The 13,351-nt window shown below is 62.9% G+C and carries 24 protein-coding genes; 3 read left to right on the top strand and 21 right to left on the bottom strand.

From position 1 onward, the window contains the following. Positions 1 to 181: 181 nt before the first annotated feature. From E5W70_RS03930 to E5W70_RS03840, 19 genes are all read right to left on the bottom strand, one after another. Positions 182 to 1,243, bottom strand: coding sequence for a site-specific integrase (locus E5W70_RS03930; RefSeq protein WP_292654143.1), 1,062 nt, complete (start codon positions 1,241 to 1,243; stop codon positions 182 to 184). 169 nt (positions 1,244 to 1,412) lie between these two features. After that, complete coding sequence (locus tag E5W70_RS03925) at positions 1,413 to 1,628, bottom strand: hypothetical protein (RefSeq protein WP_292654141.1); 216 nt, start codon at positions 1,626 to 1,628, stop codon at positions 1,413 to 1,415. After that, positions 1,629 to 2,087, bottom strand: coding sequence for an ASCH domain-containing protein (locus tag E5W70_RS03920; protein ID WP_292654112.1), 459 nt, complete (start codon positions 2,085 to 2,087; stop codon positions 1,629 to 1,631). Then, positions 2,084 to 2,371 carry a hypothetical protein gene (locus E5W70_RS03915; RefSeq protein WP_292654110.1) on the bottom strand — a complete coding sequence of 96 codons (288 nt, stop codon included), beginning with the start codon at positions 2,369 to 2,371 and terminating at the stop codon, positions 2,084 to 2,086. Before E5W70_RS03915 ends, E5W70_RS03920 begins: the two co-directional genes overlap by 4 nt. Then, on the bottom strand, positions 2,368 to 2,646 hold the full coding sequence (locus E5W70_RS03910) for a hypothetical protein (protein ID WP_292654108.1): 279 nt from the start codon (positions 2,644 to 2,646) through the stop codon (positions 2,368 to 2,370). Before E5W70_RS03910 ends, E5W70_RS03915 begins: the two co-directional genes overlap by 4 nt. Then, a complete protein-coding gene (locus E5W70_RS03905; RefSeq protein WP_292654106.1) occupies positions 2,643 to 3,830 on the bottom strand; it encodes a phage Gp37/Gp68 family protein in 1,188 nt (395 codons plus the stop codon). The genes E5W70_RS03910 and E5W70_RS03905 overlap by 4 nt, the downstream gene beginning before the upstream one ends. Next, on the bottom strand, positions 3,823 to 4,056 hold the full coding sequence (locus tag E5W70_RS03900) for a hypothetical protein (protein ID WP_292654104.1): 234 nt from the start codon (positions 4,054 to 4,056) through the stop codon (positions 3,823 to 3,825). The genes E5W70_RS03905 and E5W70_RS03900 overlap by 8 nt, the downstream gene beginning before the upstream one ends. Beyond that, positions 4,047 to 4,664, bottom strand: coding sequence for a hypothetical protein (locus E5W70_RS03895; protein WP_292654102.1), 618 nt, complete (start codon positions 4,662 to 4,664; stop codon positions 4,047 to 4,049). Before E5W70_RS03895 ends, E5W70_RS03900 begins: the two co-directional genes overlap by 10 nt. Next, on the bottom strand, positions 4,661 to 5,278 hold the full coding sequence (locus tag E5W70_RS03890; protein ID WP_292654100.1) for a hypothetical protein: 618 nt from the start codon (positions 5,276 to 5,278) through the stop codon (positions 4,661 to 4,663). The genes E5W70_RS03895 and E5W70_RS03890 overlap by 4 nt, the downstream gene beginning before the upstream one ends. Then, positions 5,275 to 5,514 (bottom strand): hypothetical protein, encoded by a 240-nt coding sequence (locus tag E5W70_RS03885; protein WP_292654099.1) that lies wholly within the window; start codon positions 5,512 to 5,514, stop codon positions 5,275 to 5,277. Before E5W70_RS03885 ends, E5W70_RS03890 begins: the two co-directional genes overlap by 4 nt. Before the next feature lie 2 nt (positions 5,515 to 5,516). Continuing rightward, the gene (gene dnaN, locus E5W70_RS03880) at positions 5,517 to 6,641 is read right to left on the bottom strand and encodes a DNA polymerase III subunit beta (protein ID WP_292654098.1); all 1,125 of its coding nucleotides are present in this window, start codon (positions 6,639 to 6,641) and stop codon (positions 5,517 to 5,519) included. Further along, positions 6,638 to 7,603: a DUF2303 family protein gene (locus tag E5W70_RS03875; protein WP_292654097.1), complete on the bottom strand. Its 966-nt coding sequence runs from the start codon at positions 7,601 to 7,603 to the stop codon at positions 6,638 to 6,640. The genes dnaN and E5W70_RS03875 overlap by 4 nt, the downstream gene beginning before the upstream one ends. Before the next feature lie 35 nt (positions 7,604 to 7,638). After that, positions 7,639 to 7,977 (bottom strand): hypothetical protein, encoded by a 339-nt coding sequence (locus E5W70_RS03870; RefSeq protein ID WP_287061680.1) that lies wholly within the window; start codon positions 7,975 to 7,977, stop codon positions 7,639 to 7,641. Positions 7,978 to 8,084: 107 nt separating this feature from the next. Further along, positions 8,085 to 8,354, bottom strand: a complete 270-nt coding sequence (locus E5W70_RS03865; RefSeq protein WP_292654096.1) for a hypothetical protein — start codon at positions 8,352 to 8,354, stop codon at positions 8,085 to 8,087. A 16-nt stretch (positions 8,355 to 8,370) separates the two neighbouring features. Then, positions 8,371 to 8,850 carry a single-stranded DNA-binding protein gene (gene ssb / locus E5W70_RS03860; RefSeq protein WP_292654095.1) on the bottom strand — a complete coding sequence of 160 codons (480 nt, stop codon included), beginning with the start codon at positions 8,848 to 8,850 and terminating at the stop codon, positions 8,371 to 8,373. Continuing rightward, positions 8,850 to 9,101, bottom strand: coding sequence for a hypothetical protein (locus tag E5W70_RS03855; protein ID WP_292654094.1), 252 nt, complete (start codon positions 9,099 to 9,101; stop codon positions 8,850 to 8,852). The genes ssb and E5W70_RS03855 overlap by 1 nt, the downstream gene beginning before the upstream one ends. Further along, on the bottom strand, positions 9,098 to 9,817 hold the full coding sequence (locus E5W70_RS03850; protein WP_292654093.1) for a hypothetical protein: 720 nt from the start codon (positions 9,815 to 9,817) through the stop codon (positions 9,098 to 9,100). Before E5W70_RS03850 ends, E5W70_RS03855 begins: the two co-directional genes overlap by 4 nt. Then, positions 9,814 to 10,332, bottom strand: coding sequence for a hypothetical protein (locus tag E5W70_RS03845; protein ID WP_292654092.1), 519 nt, complete (start codon positions 10,330 to 10,332; stop codon positions 9,814 to 9,816). Before E5W70_RS03845 ends, E5W70_RS03850 begins: the two co-directional genes overlap by 4 nt. Then, positions 10,325 to 10,825 (bottom strand): hypothetical protein, encoded by a 501-nt coding sequence (locus tag E5W70_RS03840; protein WP_292654091.1) that lies wholly within the window; start codon positions 10,823 to 10,825, stop codon positions 10,325 to 10,327. Before E5W70_RS03840 ends, E5W70_RS03845 begins: the two co-directional genes overlap by 8 nt. Before the next feature lie 155 nt (positions 10,826 to 10,980). On the opposite strand from E5W70_RS03840, the gene E5W70_RS03835 reads away from it, so the two are divergent. Next, positions 10,981 to 11,313 (top strand): hypothetical protein, encoded by a 333-nt coding sequence (locus E5W70_RS03835; protein WP_292654090.1) that lies wholly within the window; start codon positions 10,981 to 10,983, stop codon positions 11,311 to 11,313. 123 nt (positions 11,314 to 11,436) lie between these two features. Here the strand turns inward: E5W70_RS03835 and E5W70_RS03830 are convergent, their stop codons facing one another. Both E5W70_RS03830 and E5W70_RS03825 read right to left on the bottom strand, forming a co-directional pair. Further along, positions 11,437 to 11,706 (bottom strand): hypothetical protein, encoded by a 270-nt coding sequence (locus E5W70_RS03830; protein ID WP_292654089.1) that lies wholly within the window; start codon positions 11,704 to 11,706, stop codon positions 11,437 to 11,439. A 417-nt stretch (positions 11,707 to 12,123) separates the two neighbouring features. Beyond that, the gene (locus tag E5W70_RS03825; protein ID WP_292487756.1) at positions 12,124 to 12,453 is read right to left on the bottom strand and encodes a hypothetical protein; all 330 of its coding nucleotides are present in this window, start codon (positions 12,451 to 12,453) and stop codon (positions 12,124 to 12,126) included. A 130-nt stretch (positions 12,454 to 12,583) separates the two neighbouring features. Here E5W70_RS03825 and E5W70_RS03820 point away from each other — a divergent pair, with 130 nt between their 5' ends. Both E5W70_RS03820 and E5W70_RS03815 read left to right on the top strand, forming a co-directional pair. Next, on the top strand, positions 12,584 to 12,871 hold the full coding sequence (locus E5W70_RS03820) for a helix-turn-helix transcriptional regulator (RefSeq protein ID WP_292654088.1): 288 nt from the start codon (positions 12,584 to 12,586) through the stop codon (positions 12,869 to 12,871). Then, entirely contained in the window at positions 12,868 to 13,236 is a 369-nt protein-coding gene (locus E5W70_RS03815) for a hypothetical protein (RefSeq protein ID WP_292654087.1), read from the top strand. The genes E5W70_RS03820 and E5W70_RS03815 overlap by 4 nt, the downstream gene beginning before the upstream one ends. Positions 13,237 to 13,351: the final 115 nt, after the last annotated feature.

The raw sequence follows: 13,351 nt of genomic DNA, 5'->3' as shown, positions 1-13,351 counted from the left end.
GAAACTTGACGGCCTCAAGCGTGATGTATACCGTGAAAAACACAGCAATCAAGAATAATATCTGTGGCCATTTCATATTAACAGTCATTAGGTATTGATAGTATTAACATTGATCACCGTCAAGCATTGAGAACAAAAGCTGCCGTAAACGTGCTTATCGATAGTCCTACATAAGGCCGCTTTAGTAGGCATCGGCGGCAGCCTGCTGGAAGTCCGGATGATGGTGGCCGTATGTCGTTTCCATCTGCTTGACGGTCATGCCGAGCGAGCCGGCAGCATCCCAGATCGGAACGCGGCGCTGCATCAACCAGGTCGCGCGCGTGTGGCGCATGATGTGCGGGGTGACTTCCTCGCCAAGCTTGGCCTCGACGCGCGCGGCGTCGAACGACTTGCGCATCAGGCCGATCGGCTCGCCGCCCTTGGCGTGGATCACCGGACCCTTGCCGCCGTCGATCCGGCGCCACCGTTTCAGATGCGCTATCAGCCGCCGCGGCAGCCGCATCGGCGGCCGGCGCTTGGTCGTTTCGCGCACGCGCTCGCCACGCCTGTAGAGAACGCCGGCGTCCAGATCCGGCCAGCCGCCGGCCGGGCCGCGGTTCCAGTTGAGATCCAGGATCGCCGCGTGCCTGGTGCCGGTATAGAGCCCGATCAGGATGAAGCGCGGCAGGCACTCATAGGTCTTCGGCCTGGCGCGGCGCAGGCGAAGTGCTGCGCGCAGCAGCTCGGCCGCCTCCTGGCGCGTGAGCCAGCGTTCGCGGGCGACGGGCTTGTCGGGAAGGTCGAAATACGGCCGGAAGTTCAGCCGCTTCTCCTTGCAGAACATGTAGACGGCGGCTCGAAGATCCTCGAGCTCGCGGCGCGCGGCCGCCTGGTGGATGCGGCTTTCGGCGTATTCGCGGCAGGTCTCGCCGTCGATCGCCGACAGCGGCTTGTCGCCCCAGAAGAGCGTCAGGAAGGCGATTCGGCCCTCAAGCGGGCTGGTATCTTCGTCACGGGATTGCTTGGCGGCGAGATAGTAATCTAGAGCTGCCGCGCACGCGATGTGATCTGGACCACGTTCGACGACGACGGGCTTTTGCTTTTTTTGGCCGATGTATTCCGCGAGCTTTTCCGCCGCGCTCTCAGTTTCGCCAACAAGGCATCCCGTTCGCTTGTAAACGGACCCGTCGCGGATGACGAGCCGCTTGACGCCGTCCCGGTCGAGCCGGGGGACGATGCGGGGAGGGCTTTTCCGACGCGGCATTTGAGGCGCATTTCCATGATTGCGGAAGGGGTGACGAAATCCTTGTTTGCAATCCGCTCGATTGTCAAATTCCCCTTGCGCGCCTCGGCGCGCAGCCCCTTTGGCGTCAGCCTGCCACCGAAGAACCGGTCGCAGGCTTCCTGGAGCCGAATCGGCTTGTCGTCGTCGGTCACCGCGTCACCTTCTGGATGGCGTTGCCGCTGGTGACCATCGCGTAGCCGTCGGCGAACTCAACGCGGACCGAGTTGAAGCGCGCCGGCTTTGCCCGCCCGAAGCCCGGCAGTGTGAACGATGCCGCGCATGGCTTGCTGCGTGCCGTCACGGCGCAGGGCTGGCCCTTGCGGCCTTGGCGGTCCCATCGATAGATGTAGGGCAGGGCGTCCAACTATGCCCTCCAATCCCAGAAGCCCTGCGCGCCTTTGGCGGGCTGGATCGGCTCCAGCGGCTCGATGTCGGTCAGCGGCCACGCCCAGTTGCTATGCTCGTGGCGATCGCTGTCGTTCAGCTTGGCGCCGAATTCGGAAACGATGTCAAAGGCGCGCTTCGGTTCGCCGAGCACGGCCGTGCCGAGGATCGAGGCGAGCGGCAGGGCGAACGGGTTGGAATGCCAGCGCTCGAGCATGGCCAGAGCCTCCGGCTTCAACGCCGTCGACCACGATTCGGCCGAACGCAGGCGCAGGATCAGGTCTGCGATCTCCGCCTTCTTCACCGGCCGGGCGCCGGCGTGGATGGCGATCCTTGTGCCGCGCAGCGCCTTTGGCGCCGGCCAGCCGCGAAATTCGTAGGGCTTGACGCCGGCCATGATCAACGTCGCCCAAGGCTGCCAGATTGTCAGCGCTTTCATGCCGCCACCTCGTAGCCGATCGGGAAGGTTTCCATGCGGTAACCATGCTGCGCGGCGTTCTCCCAGAACTGATCGCAGAAATAGCCGCTCGTCTTGCTGGTGAGACCCTGGAACAGAAATGCGCGCAGGAATGCTCGCTTGAGACCTTCCCTGACGCGGATGGTCTGCGCCTCCTTAAGAGTGAAGCCGCCGTAGCCCTGGCGTTCAAAATCCGAGTGTGTGGCGACGACGTGCCCGTCCGGTGCCGTCACGACGCCGCAAACGCCTTGATGCTTGATGCTCATGCGCTGGCTCCCGCCACCTTTGGAAAGTCCTCGGGATCGAGGCTTTCCCTTTTTTCCAGAGCGAGTTCTGCGCCGGCCCGGGTGAGGCGAAATAGGTCACCACCACCTGTTAATTCTGAGCCGGCGCGGCGCTGGGCGTGGCCGGCCTCGACGAGCGCCATCCATTCGCGATGATCGTTGCCGCCTTCGCCTGTGACGAAGTGGTTTCGATATGATCGCCGTTGCCTGTTCAGTCCAAGCGCATGCCGCGCGAGTTCCTTCTGTGCCGGGGTCATGCTGCCACCTTTGGAAATTCTGAGTGTTCACGGCCGTCGAGTAGCCGGCCGGCGGCTTTCTTGCCGACCTGCTCCAAACTCATGCTGGGTCGATCGAGGCCGTAGCCAGCGCCCATCCAATAGGGTTTAGCTGGCGCTATCGTTCCGGCCGGCAGCGGATGTGCGCAAAGCTGCCAGTCAGTCTCGCGCCATGCGCCCCACTGCTTGAAGAAGAACGGCACGCCAGCGGCGGCGCATTGGTTTCGGATTGACCGTGCCCAATCCGGATGCATCGGCCGGGCGTTTTGGCCGCTCTCGCCGCCGACGATGATCCAGTCGAGTTTTCCGCCCTCGTGACGAAGCCCGACATCGATGTCGCCCAGCCGCTTGCCGTAAGGGTCGCGCGCCTCCGCCTGCATCCTGCCGACGAGTGCGTTCAACCAAGTTGCGTCTTGAGAAGTTGCCGGCCAATGCGGATCTGGATGGCCGCCGCAATCTTCGAAGGTGTCCAGAAACTCGCCTATGCGATCAAACCTGATCGGCCCAAGCAGCGGCTCGGCCGAGACGAAGCGGATCGCCGCCGGCGTGGCGAGCAGCTCGGGCACGCGATCGTCGGCTTCCTGCTGGCGCTCGGCGGAAACGCCAAGCCAGACGTTCGGCAGGGGCCAGGGAACGGAACAATACAGGCTGTAGACGTTGCCATGGCGTTTCAGCGTGTCCATGAAGCCGCCATCGCCTTCCATGTGGCCGGACGCTTCGAGGTGGATGCGCTCAAGGGGCATCCTGCCGAGAAATGGGACCGAAGAACGCGTTCCGTTCACGTACTCCCGCATGCGCTTCGCGCGCTTGGTCAGCACCTGAAAGGTATGCTGTGGTGCCAGCGCCATGACGGCGAACACCCTGTCAATCCATTCGTCCGGCACGTTCTCGGCGAACAGGTCGCCATGCGCGCAGACGAAGATTCTGCGCGGCTGTTTCCAGCGCAACGGCTGATCGAGCCATTGCTCATTAAGGCGCACCTCGCCGGTCCAGACCGGGCCGATTGCTGTCTCGCGGGTCAGGCCTTTGCGGCTGTCGATGTGCTTCAGCCGGGTGCCGGCGAGCTTCATGGCATAGCAGCGGACGCAGCCGGGCGAGACGATCGAGCAGCCGGTGATCGGGTTCCAGGTCGCGTCAGTCCATTCGATGGAGGAATGGTCAGCCATGGGCCAATCCCCCGTCGAGGCATGCGCCGCGAATTGCTTCCTTCTTAGCCTGAGCTATTGTGGTGATGCCTTCGGGTGAATAGCCGTTGTAGAGATAGCCGCCGTCCTTCCACCTCACGATGATGTAGAAATGCCGATCCGGATAATCGTGGTCGCGCGTGATTTCGATCTCGCCGCCCTTGTGAGTGCCGCGGAAATAGCCGCGGCGCTTCTCGATCACACGCATTCCCCGCTCCCAGCTTTCGAGGCGGCGGTGACTCGATCGAGGCGTTCGATTTCAGCGAGGATCAGAGCACCGGCTTTGACAAGGTTGCGCCGGCGATCGGTTGGCTTCCACCACGCTAGGTCCCAAGGCCAAAGCCTTTCGAGCCAAGGCAGGAATCTTTTTCCAAACTGAACGCTGCCGGATAATCTAGGCAGCCCGATTGAATAGGCCGCAGCAGCCCACGCCATCTCGGCGTTGTCATGCTTATCGTCATGCTCCGGCGTCCAGCCTTCGGACTCGATCTGCCGCTGCCGTTCTGCCGCGATGTCCCGCAAAGCATCCACGATGCCTTCAGGCTTGGGAGGGGAGGCGAAGAGGGGGCGTGTCTCGACGCGGTATTTATCCGGGCTGCGCTTCGCGAGCGCCTGCCATCCGGCCATGTCACCATAGCCGACTGGATACCAGCTTGTTCTCGGTTCGCCACTCTCAAGCGCTCGCCATTGCCAAGCAATCGGATCGGGGCGGATTTCGTTAAGGCCCTTTTCTCGACAGTCCTCGCATAGGTTGGGCGCCTGGAACCCATGTCCCTTGCAATAGTCGCAGCGTGGATCAATCGGAGCGGCCATCACGACGCGACCTCCGCTTTGGCGATGGCTGCGCGGGCGAGGTCGAACTCATCGCTATTCCTGTCGGCAACCCTCACGACGGCTTTCAGCGCAGCGAGCAAATCGTCTCTTTGGCACCGAAGACCGATGACTTGATCGTTGAATTCGTTGCAACGCTTGGCGAGGACGATTTCGGTCTCTCCAGCCTTAAGAGCCTTGCGGGCGATCTCCTGCATGGTCCGCGCCGCGCTTTCGAAGTGGCCGAAGTCAACGGCGACGGCGTCGATGCTTTCAAGCGCGTCGAGATATTTCTGCGCGTCCGAAACTTGTGTGTTCTTTCCGGACAGGAATGAGCGGATGCGAACAGCCAGCCCTTCCATCTCAGTTGCGACATGAGCTACCGGCGTGCGGCAGGAATATTCCTCGATCGCCGTCTCAGCCTCTCTAAGTAAATCTGCGGCACTATCGTCGCGATGATCGAACGGGAAGGCTGTCGCATAGAAGCCACGAATGTTCCCTGCGATGAGCGTCCGCTCGTGGTCCGTGAGGCTGGAAGAGGTTTCCAGCAACTCGCGAATGTATTTCTCCGCAAATTCGAAATGCGCGACTTCTGCTTTAGTTTGTTCGGCGGCGTTCATCTGTCGTCTCCAGTGGTGGCGGCTGCTTCGTCCTCGCGATATTTCACGCCACAGAACGGGCAGAACGTCGGGATGGCCCCGACCTTGTCCCGGTTGCGCTTGTCGATCTTTTCGGTGGAGAGAGCAGGGAAGACGTATCCGGGCCGCTCCGCCGTGCCGAACGTGAAGCCTACCGCAAGCCGGCTGTTGCGCTCGGCCAATTGAGCGTCGAGTATTTCGATACATTCGCAGGCCATCTTCAAACCCTCATTGGCATCAGGACGAAGAGCGGCTTCAGCTCGTCATCGGTTTCCGGCTGGATCAAGGTCGGCGAGCCGGGGTCGCCGAGGCTGAACACCAGGCGCTTGCCTTCCGCGGCGTTGAGCAGGTCGAGGCAGTAGCGGCCGTTGAAGCCGATCTCGACGCTGTCGCCCTCGCCATGCTCGATCGTCACCTCGTCATTGGCGCTGCCGGCATCAGGATTATTTGTGGTCAGGGTCAGATTGCCGCCGGGCTCGAAGGCGAATTTCACCGCGCTGCCGCGTCCGCTCGATACGGTGGTGACGCGATCGACGGACTTGGCCAGCGCTTCCCGCTCGACGGTGAAATGGTTGGCGTTGCTGGCCGGGATGACGCGCTGGTAATCCGGATAGCTGCCGTCGATCAGCTTCGACAGGAGCGTGCCCTGGCCGGTCTCGACGCGGATCTTCAGGTCGGAAAGGGAGACCTTGACCGCGTCCTTGTCGCCGATCAGCTGGCGGATCAGCCCGACCGTGCGGCGCGGGATGATGATGGCCGGCATGCCGGAGGCGCCCTCGGGCAAGGGGGCGGCGAACTTGGCCAGGCGGTGGCCATCGGTGGCAACGGCGTTGAGCGTTTCGCCGGCATGCCAATAGATGCCGTTGAGGTAATAGCGCGTCTCCTCGCTCGAGATGGCGAACGAGACGGTGTCGAGCATGCGCGCGACCAGCCCGGCGTCGAGTTCGAAACTGTGGCTAAGGCTGCCGGCATCCATGGTCGGGAAATCGGTTGCCGGCAGGATCTGGATGCGGAAGCGCGAGCGGCCTGCGCTCAGCGCGGCGAAATCCTTTTCAGCGACAAGCGCGATCTCGGCGCCGTCCGGCATCTTGCGCACCGCGTCGTGCAGGATCCCCGAAGGCAGCGTGAACGCCTCGTCCTTGCCAGCCTGGCACGAAAGCGTGGTGCGCAGCTCGCAGTCGAGGTCGGACCCGGTGATCGTCAGCGTGCCGGCCGCGGCGTCGACGGCGAGCAAGACGTTGGCCAGCACCGGAATGGTGCTGCGCCGCTCGACGGCCTTGCTGACCAGGCCGAGCGCGGGAAGCAAAGCCTCCCGCGCGAGAATGATGGCGTCTGGCTTTTTCACGCCGACATCTCCGGCGTGCCTTCGTAGGCCGGTAGGTCGGTCTTACTGCGCACCTCGGCAAGCGTGCTGCGCACATGCTCGTTGATCGCCTGGTCGGGCCGATAGATCTGATACGACCACATGATCATGGCGCCCGACGGACGGTAACGCAGCCTGACCGGAATGCGCACCTTCTCGCCCATGAAGAACGGCGCCAGGTTGAGCATGAACAGGCCGGGCACCTTCAGCGGCTTGCCATCGACATCGTTGTGCGCCTCTTCCCAGGCGATCTGGCCTTCGCCGCTCTGCAGCGTGGTTGCCGTCTTGACCTTGGTGTCGATGTTGATCTTCAGCCCGCGCGATAGCTCGACCACTTGCGCAGGCGTCGCGATCTTGGTCTGGAACTGCTGTTCGAAGGTGGCCCGCTCATGCTCGGTCGGCGAGGAGAGCTCGGCAACGCGATCCTCGAGGAAATAGGCGAACTCGGCCTGCTTCATCGGTTCGCCGTTCATCTCGATCCACTTCTTCCACTCCTCGGACAGCGGGAAAGCGTAGTGGACGCGGTGCTTGCCGAACGCGGCGAGGCCGCCCGATAAGTTTTGGTGATAGTCGATGACGGCGGTGAAGGACGGATTGCGCCAGTCGGCGTCGGCGAAGATGACGCTGTCGACAGTCTTGTGGCGATTGGTCAGGTCGCAGAACGCTTCGAAGGTCTGCGCGACCGCCTGGCCGCTTTTGCGGGCAGGGTGCTGGCGGAACGGTTCGAACAGGTTGGCGACGCCGCGGGCTTCGGGCGAGCGGCCGTTGACCAAGGCCACGGGGATCGAAGCGGGCACGCCGACCATGCCTGCGGGTGCGGCCAGCATCGACAAGGTGATGGCGCTTGCATCGGCGCCGAGCTGGGCGATGGCCTTGATGTCGATGCCGGCGGCTGGCGCTATAAGTTCCGACGTCTCGGCGGCAGGCGTGGTCTTGGCGTTCATCGTAAAGGATCCTCTTCAGGGGTTGGGGGGCAGGACTACTGGCGATCGGCGGCCGCGCGCGGGCCGGCGAACATGTCGGTCTGTTGCGGATGCTCGGTCGACAGCGAGCCGTCATCCAGCACCCAGTAGAAGGACGAGCCGCGCGCCGGCTTCGGTCGCTTCGAATCGATCTCGCAGGTGATCGTCGCCGTGCCGGCCTCGACCTCCACGTTGATCTTGAGCGAGACGTGGCCCTTGATCTTGGTCTTTGGCCGGTCGCCGGAAAGCTCCTTCAGCTTGGCCAGCGTCTCGGTGATCTCGGTCGACATGGCGGCGGCGACTTCGCCGCCCTCCAGCATGCCGATGATGGTCTGGGCATCGCGTATTTTCTTCATGGTTTCCTCACGGCCGTGCGCCTGCCGTCAGTGTTGGCCGAACCGAAGCCGCCGGCAGGCTGGCCTCCGGACGGGGCGGCGAACGATCGCCGGCCCGCAGTCGCGGGCTAGAAGGGGATATGGTCGTCGTAAGGGCTGCCGCGATCGCAGCGCTCGACAAAGCCTCCGATATCGATGCGTGCGAGATTTGAGATCGAGCGAAGGGTGCCCTGAAGAGCCTGCAACTGGTGCTCCAGACGCTCCACTTTTCGTCTGTCCTCGTGCCACCAGTCGGAAAACTTCTTTACCTCTCCAGCCAGGCGCTTGATGGTTGCCTCCGGTGTCTCGGTCTGGTTAATCGCCTGATCGACGGCAGACTTCTTCCTGGCTTGCGCCATGCTCTTGCTCCTCTGGTTAGAACGGGATTTCGTCGTCGAGCGCTTCGCGCATGCCAGGCGATTGCTGCTCGGCCGGGCTGCGCTCCTGACGCGTTGAGGCGCCGCGCTGGGTGCCGTAATCGTCAGGGCTGCGCGCGGGATGGTCTGACTTGTCGAGCATCTGCAGTTCGCCGCGGAACTTCTGCAGCACGACTTCCGTCGAGTAGCGCGCGGCGCCTGACTGGTCTTCCCATTTGCGGGTCGAGAGCTGACCCTCGACATAGACCTTCATGCCCTTCTTCAGATACTGCTCCGCGACCTTGCAGATGTTCTCGTTGAAGCAGACGATCGTGTGCCACTCGGTCTTTTCCTTGCGCTCACCCGTCGTCTTGTCGCGCCAGCTTTCGGATGTGGCGATGCGGAAATTGACCACGCTGTCGCCGCTGTTCAGCCGGCGGATTTCCGGGTCGGCGCCGAGATGGCCGATCAACATCACCTTGTTTAGGCTTCCGGCCATCAGGCGGTCCTTTCTTCGGGCAGTGTGACCAGCGCATGGCCGGCCGGCGCATTCGGATCAGGCGGCGTCAGGCCGGCGATCTGCGCCTCGATGTCGGCGATCAGATCCTTGCGCAGGCTGGCCGCGAACGGCGCGGCGAGCATGATCTCGCTCGAATTGTAGAGCTTCTCGCCGATCAGCAGGCGCAGCGGCTCGCCGCCGCGCAGGCGCTCGACCGTGTCGTGCCAATGGCGGATGGTGGGCTCGCTCATGCCGCCCTCACGACGATGCCGAGATAGCGCTCCAGCCGGTCGAGGAAGGCGATCTCGGCCTTCATCGCGCCCCATGGCTCGATCGCGCCGGTCAGTTTCGGCGGCGGCAGATCGCATCGAACGAGCGGGAAATCGCCTTTGGCGCCATAAAGCGCACGGGCTTCCGCCATGCACATGCGTTCATCCATCTCGGCGACCTGGCGGGCATAGAGCGGCATGCGCGAAATAGGTGGAAGCTGCGCCGCCTCGATTATCGGGGCGTCCAGGGCGAGTTTCGAGCGCTTGATGCCATGCGCCACGGCACCGTGAGCAATCGCGGCGGGCACGCCATTCTCGATCAAATATTCCGCGGTCTTGAGGTCGATATCCAGAACGGTCGGCCGGCTGATATCGCCGAGCAGATATTCATGGGCATCATGCAACAGGAAATAGCCGGCCAACACGCCATCGCCGCTTTCACGGAACAGAGCGTCGGCCCCCATGACGCAATGCTGCGCCACCGACAGCGCGCCGCCACGATGGCGACCCGCGAAACGCGCTGTCTTCGACAAGGCCGCCGCGATATGGGCGAAATCGACCTGGTTGGCCCTTAAGTCGGCAAGGTCAGCGATCCGCCCGTCCAGCATGACGATCGGAACCATCTTGCTGGCGCGGCGGGCCGCTTGCTGGCCGGCCCGCCGCGCGTCTTTCGAGATGTGCCGCACCTCCTGGTTCACTGGCTCACCTGCGGAAGCGACTGCTCTATCGCGCGCATCACCGTTTCACGGTTGGCCGGGAAGATCGGCAGGCGGTTGAGGTAGAGCGACAGAAGATTTAAACAGCGCTCGCGTTGGCCGGACCAAGGGTCGAGCACGAGTGCCGCGCGTGCCGTGCAGTAGGTTCCCCACGCGACAAGCAGCGCTTGGCTTTCCTTGGTGTCGCGCGGCAGCGGCGGCCGGTTCGGTAGCGGCGCGCGCGCCTTCTCGATGATGTCGGCCAACAGGTCGGGCCGGCTGGTGAGATGGCGTACGCTGGCGTCGTATGCCAGTTTTGCCGCCGCATCGCTGAACTCGGCGATTTCGGCCCAGGTGAAGCCGGCGCTGATCAGGTCCTTCGAGCGGACACCGCCGCCGACCGAGAACAGCTCGCGCATCGCCTCGGCCATTTCGCGGCAGCGCGGATGCGCGTCGTCGGCTTGTTCGGGGAACACCGGCCGCGTTTGCGGCGAGCGAAAGTCGGCGTGGTTAAGCATAACAATTGGCCTCCCGGGTCCGTGCCATTGCGGAAAGAAGTTCTGCCTGCCGGGCAAGCGCAGCCTGCTCTTCGAACCGGCTTTCGATATTGGTTATGATCGTCCGGAGATCGTCGTTGGACGAACTGTCGCGCCAGTCGGCCCAGTCGCGTTGAACGCCTGGCATGGTGTCGTAGCCGAGGCATTCGAGCGTCTCGATCAGATCGCGCCTTTCGGCCGACATGCCCTCAGGATGCTCGCCGACGTTCATGATAGGAGCCGAGCATCGCCGCGGCGGCACTGGCTGCGAGGCCACGCGCTCGACAAAGCTCACCTGTGCCCAGCCTTCGTTGGCGCAGTTGGGAGACCAGTCTACAACCGGCCGCTGAGGATGATCGTCGGTATCGACCCTGACAAAGATCTGGTCGCCGTCCAGGGTGACAGAGAACCAGACGCCGTCCTTCCGAAGAAACCGGACCGTCGTGTTTTCGTCGGCGATGACTTGAACAGACATCAGAGCGCCCCCATGACGACAGCGGCGCAGGACAGGACCGCCGCGAGCGCCGCGAGCGAGGCGAGGTTCTTGGCCAGCGAGTAATCCTCGTGATAGCCTCGCGACCGCTGCAGGCGCTCACCTTCGATGACGCCGAGATTGCGCGGGGGGATTGGATGAGACGCTTGATGATCGCGGCGGCGCTGGTGACGGCTTGGGCCGGACTGGGCCGAGCAGACGATCCGGCCTTGCTCGGCCGGCCGGGCATGGAACAGATCTACGTTTGGCTGAATTACGAATCGTGGAGCGAAGGGCTGGCGCTCATTCGGGCCGGTGTGCATGAGACCGACCCGCAGATGGTCATCCGCCTGTTGGCGTGCATCGCCAAGAAGGGCGACCATGCGGTCATTGTCGGGCGCCCCTCGCTGGCCGCAAAGACCATCCTTGTCATCGACGGCGCCCACAAGGGCTGTCGCGGTTTTGTGACCGACGAGGATCTTGGAATGTAGGGACACGGGGAACGCTCCATCGAATGAGACGATGGGCAAAGTGTGAATTACTCACATCGCAGTGTCAAGCATAAATGTGATAAACTCACACTTTCAAAATGCGGGAGTGAGAATCATGCAGGCTTATGGGGCCCGTTTGCGCGGCTTGGCCATCAATAGCGCCGCCAGTTCGCTCGCCAGATCCACGACCTTGGCGCGGTCCTCATCGTCGAGCGGCGCAAGATAGGCGGCGATGACGTCGCCAAACTGCGAGGCCAAGTCCTCTCCGAACGACCGCTCCAGCCTGTCGACCACCTCCCGGTTGAGGCTCTTGCCGCCGCGAACCGCCTCGAGCCGTGCTTTGAGCTCAGGCGGCAGGCGGACATGGAAGCTGGGGCGTGGCGATCGGGACATGCCCCGACTTATCGCCGAAAGGTCAAGTGTTCGAAATGGTTCCAGATTTTGTCGAAAACTGGTACTACTTTCCCCGCTATTCACAGGGGATCGTTACAGGTTGAAACAATCTGGTGATCATTCAGCAACGGTTGTATGCGTACCGAAATGGGACACTGGACGGCGTGAAAAACTGATTTGACAGCCTAGAGGAAATTGTTCCTAACTTCACTGCCGTTCGGTTTGGGAGAAGAGACAAGTGATCCAGTACGAATCGCGCGAAGCTGCGGGCGATCAGGCAATGGACAAATTGCGAGCGATCGCGACATCGCCTCAATCAAGAGCAGCGATGATCTCCGAGCGCATTGCCAGGGACACGCGATCGATCGCGGAGGCGATGAGGGAAATCCATGGTGGGCACTGGCACGTGCTTATCGATCACGACGTCGGCGTGGTCGCGGTTTCGCGGGATTTTTCGGTGCCGCTCGGCTCGCCCAGCGCGAATCTGGCATAGGTCAGCACGGCGGCCTGGACCTCCCGTGGCGCCGCCGCCAGGCGCATGAAAATCTCGCGCAGCTCGTCGCTCCCATCTATATCCTGCGGTGAGCCTTCGCCGGTGATAAGCCACGCTTCCCTGACCCGGAAGGCGCGGGCATAATCTTTAACAGCGCGGGTGATGCCGGTCCGGCCGCTTTCGTGCTGGATGTAGGTGTTGTAGTTAAAGCCGAACCGCTTCGCGGCGGCCTTCGCATTGTCGAAGCCGCGCATCTCGCGAGCTTGGCGTAGGCGGGCGGCCTGCTGGTCTGCTCTGGTTACATCCGTCATGGCGTGACTTTTTCACATTTCTGATGTGAGTTTCTACTTGACAGATCGATGTGACTTTCTCACACTATTCGTCATGATGGATCATTCATTCGAACTAGAGACGGACAAGGCTGTCGATGTGGTCGCTCTGCGGGGCGAGCTTGGGTGGACGCAGCAGCAGCTCGCGGACCATTGCGGCGTCGACCGCTCGACAGTGTCCACCTGGGAGACCAGGCCGCCGACCAAAGGGCCGGCCCTGATCCTCCTGCGGCAACTCCAGGCATCGCTTTCCGATGCTGCTCGCCCCGGCGGCGTCGCGGCCGGTCCCGAAATCCCCCAAGCCGGGACCGGCCAACCTCTTTCCCGCGAGGCGGCCGAATGATCCGCGTCTCGCCCTCGCTGACATTGCTGCCGCCGCCGGCTGAGCCGGTGCGCCGGCTGCCGCCAAAAACGCTGCGTCTTTTGAAACTGCTGTCCGCCTTTTCCCGCGAACATCCCGCCGAGCTGCTGGCGCGCCTTCTGCGCGACGAGGCGAAGCGGGTGCTGCGCTGGCTCCCAGGAAGGGAGGCGACAATGCTCACCCATAACCCCCCAGAGCGAAGGGCGGTCAGGTACGGCTCGCGAGGCCCCCTGCACCTGTTGAGGCGCGCCCGGCGAAAGCCGTGCGCAGGAGCAAAGCTCGCCGCCCACTATGACGATGGACCCTGGAGGGCAGGCCTGTGGCTGTCCTCCAGGGGGCCGCCTTGATGATGTGACGTAGACGCGGGTTTTCATGCCCGCGAGTTGAACCCTTTCCCCGTCGTCCCGCCATGGGAAATGCAGCCCGCATTTCCCACGCCGGGAAAACTGTGCCCGAGCATTG

The organism is Mesorhizobium sp. (genome assembly GCF_005063415.1).
Classification (GTDB): Bacteria; Pseudomonadota; Alphaproteobacteria; order Rhizobiales; family Rhizobiaceae; genus Mesorhizobium.
Note: the sequence above shows the minus strand (reverse complement) of the source record. Positions and strands in the feature narration are given on the sequence as shown.